This window comes from Seleniivibrio woodruffii (assembly GCF_029267515.1).
Taxonomy (GTDB): Bacteria; Chrysiogenota; Deferribacteres; order Deferribacterales; family Geovibrionaceae; genus Seleniivibrio; species Seleniivibrio woodruffii_A.
The window spans coordinates 1-3,241 of record NZ_JAJUIS010000032.1 but is presented as its reverse complement, the minus strand read 5'-3'; the positions used below and the strand labels follow the sequence as shown (position 1 = coordinate 3,241).

Annotated in this window: 2 protein-coding genes; both read right to left on the bottom strand. The window is 49.7% G+C overall.

The window, feature by feature from the left end:
• Positions 1 to 79, bottom strand: a 79-nt coding sequence (locus Q7P67_RS13380) for a 4Fe-4S binding protein (RefSeq protein WP_303852736.1), incomplete at its 3' end; no start/stop codon positions are given.
• A 29-nt stretch (positions 80 to 108) separates the two neighbouring features.
• Positions 109 to 2,988 carry a molybdopterin-dependent oxidoreductase gene (locus Q7P67_RS13375; RefSeq protein ID WP_303852735.1) on the bottom strand — a complete coding sequence of 960 codons (2,880 nt, stop codon included), beginning with the start codon at positions 2,986 to 2,988 and terminating at the stop codon, positions 109 to 111.
• Positions 2,989 to 3,241 lie beyond the last annotated feature (253 nt).

Genomic DNA, 3,241 nt, shown 5'->3' with positions numbered 1-3,241 from the left:
TAACGTCGTTCCAGTCCTTACAGGCAACCACACAGGCGTGGCAGCCCATACATCTATTCTGGTCAAAGTAAAATGCCATCTGTTTTGCAGACATCTGATTCCTCCCTGTTACGCCTTAGTGATCTTCACGCGGCAGTCGTTGGCAGAGGTCATACCCTTGCATATCCTTGAGGGGCGTGCAGTAATGACCGTGTTTCCGTTTCCGCCGATATCGATGCCCTGTGAGTTCTGTTTCTGCCATGCACCCTGACCTATGTGGATAAGTCTTCTTGCAACCCTTTGGGTTACTATGACCGAAACGTACATTTTACCTCTGCCGTTTTCAATGAGAGCTTTGTCGCCTGTGGAAAGACCAAGCTCGGCAGCGTCGGCAGGGTTCAGCCAGATAGGTTCATAAACGTTGTCGTCCCAGACTCCGTCTGTGTATTCACGGTTGGGGTCGAGGAAAGCAGGATTGCCGTTCTTATCTTTTTTGTAGTTCTCGTTCAGATACGCAACGTTGTTAAGCGTTGAGTGAGAACGATACTGCATGTGCCATGTGTGCAGGGTAAATTTATATCCTGCCGCATCCACTCCGGCGGGGTCGTCGTGCGCGAACGCATCGGAAGGATCGGTTACATCAACGGCATGTCTCCCCTCAACTGTGGGTATGTACATGGGGATGGGATATACAAATCTTCTGCCGGCGTTTGCGCCTGTTCCGGCGGTATAAAGTGTTCCGCCGTTATAAAGGGTAGTAAGTCCCGCACCGTCGGACGTAACGGCATCAATGTTGTTATGGTGTCTTGCTTCATAGTCTTCAACCATGTTTGCGCAAAACGCTTCAAACTTGCCGCTGGCGCTCTGAAGCGGGTTAGCCACGGGGTCGTTGCGGAAAGCCTTGTGTGTTATAGCGTAAGTTGAAGAGTTATATGTGCCGTGGAGCGTGGCGATACCCTGTTTAACCCATTCGTCGTATGTCATGCCATATTTGGTTGACAGACTGCCTGCATCCCATCCGGCTTTAAGTCTGGCTTCCATGCCCTCCTGACCTTCGGGATATCCGCCGAGATAGGCATCTTTTATACCGAGTTTTTCAGCGATACCGGTTGCTATCTCATATTCTGAAAGGACTTCTCCGGGAATATCGGTGACTTTGTTAAGTCTGAGAAGCGCCTCAGTGGATGTGATAGCCGCAGGTTTTTCCCCCTGCATTGTTGCAGGAAGAAGATAGTCGGCATATGCCGCTGACGGGGTCATAAAGTGATCCCAGCAGACGATCATTTCGCATTTTGATCTGTCGCCGAAGACAGTCTTGTTATAGTTAACGTCACCGGACTGGTTAACCATGATGTTTCCGGCGGGAACAAAAATTATCTTGCCGAAACCTTCATGGATAGCTTTGACCTGTCCGTCGTTCCATCTTGAATGACCGGCACCGTTGTTGTTATCAACCGCATCCGGAACAACAAACACAGGGAGGTTGTATCTCTGCGCTGTGGGAACGTATGTGAGGTCGCTCACTTTTGTGGAATCGTAAAGAGCTGTCAGCGTTACGTTGTTGGTATTTGAAAGCATCTGGTTGGGGTTGCCCTGAGATGTGTTGCTCACAGGGTAGCCTGAACACTGACCGGGCAGACCGAAGTTTTTGGTCACAACAGAGAATACCCTGTGCAGCCAGATCGCCTGTTCAGATTCCGTGTGGCGCTGATATCCGCAGCCTATGAAAGTACATACCTTGTTATTAAGGTACATTTCGGCAAGCTCGCGTATCTTAGCTGCGGGAATGCCTGTTATCTTCTCAGCCCATTCAGGCGTCTTGGGAAGCTGACCCCAGACGTGTACGGTTTTACCGTAAAGAACGTCATCCGTATTCACGTTATAACCGATGGTCTCAGGGTAAACGGAAGTTCCGGTGTTGAGTCCGGCAGTAACAAGATCCGTTTCATTACCCATAATAAACGCAGACAGAGACCCGCCGGAAGGAACCGCATATGCGGGGTTTGCAGCACGTCCGGCAACGAATGTGTTGCCTGTGTCAAAGAACCCGTACATATAGGTTTTTATAAAATCTGTATCAAGCTGTGCAAGATGGTTCTTCATAAGGTGATACAGCATACCAAGCAGAAGAGCAGCATCGGTACAGGGCATGATATTTATAAAGTCATCAGCCAGTGTAGCGGCGGATTTTGAAAGCCTTGTGTCGATGTATGTGAACGGTACGCCGGATTCCTTAACCTGTGTAAGGTACCAGCCGGCATTTGTCGCCTGAACCATTTCGTGGGGGTTAAAGCTCCACATAACCACTCTTTCCGCTCTGAGAGCATCCTGAATGGAGTTGGCGCTGGGCAGATAGTTTGTCTTGCCCTCAACGAAAGGCGCAACGTGTTCAAGTGCAGGGAAGCTGTAGTCGGTGTAGTAATATGTGTATCCGCCCATCAGGTTGAGAAGTCTGTGCAGAGAGTTTCTCGCCCAGCCTGTCTGGTCGCCTGATGAATAGATGGAGTGCATACCTTTTGCGCCGTATCTTGAAACTACGTCCTGCATTTTAGCCGCAATCTCAGTGAACGCCTGTTCCCAGCTTATGCGCACGAATGTAGAAACGTCGCCCCTGTTACCTGTCTGTTTAAGGGGATAAAGGATACGGTCTTTGCGGTAGAACCACTGTTTTCTGGAGTGGCATCTCACGCATGAACGGTATTGAGGGTCGTCCCCCTGTGCAATGCTTTTGTCGGGACGCTCGTCGGTGACGATTCTCTTCACAACGCCGTCTTTGACATAATATTTGCTTACGCAGCGTCCGCCGCAGTTGTGAGGAGTTCCGCCTGCAATCACATCTTCAGTAATCTTAGGCACTTCGAGGGTTTCGTCCTCCTCCATGTATGTTTTGCCGCCGCCTCCTCCGCCGCAGCCGTAAAGAGCGGCAGTTGCACCGGCAACACTTGCTCCTTTAAGGAAAGTTCTTCTGGTAATAATTGCTTTATCAAGCAGTTTTTCTTTGATGCTCATTTTTCTGCTCCGTTAACTCAGAACATAGTAAAGGGAGCCGCAATATACGGCTCCCGAAAAAGTGTAAATATAATGTTATGCCTTGGGTTTAAAGAAAATCGAAGGCACTGTGTCGCCGGATTTCAGCGTGTTGCCGTTCGCATCCTTATCGGTATCAGGGAAACCTACGACTGTTTTTACCGCTGTGGGATATTTCGCCGCTATCTCCTCTGCTGTACCGAAATCAAGGGCTCGCTGAGGACAGGACGCAACG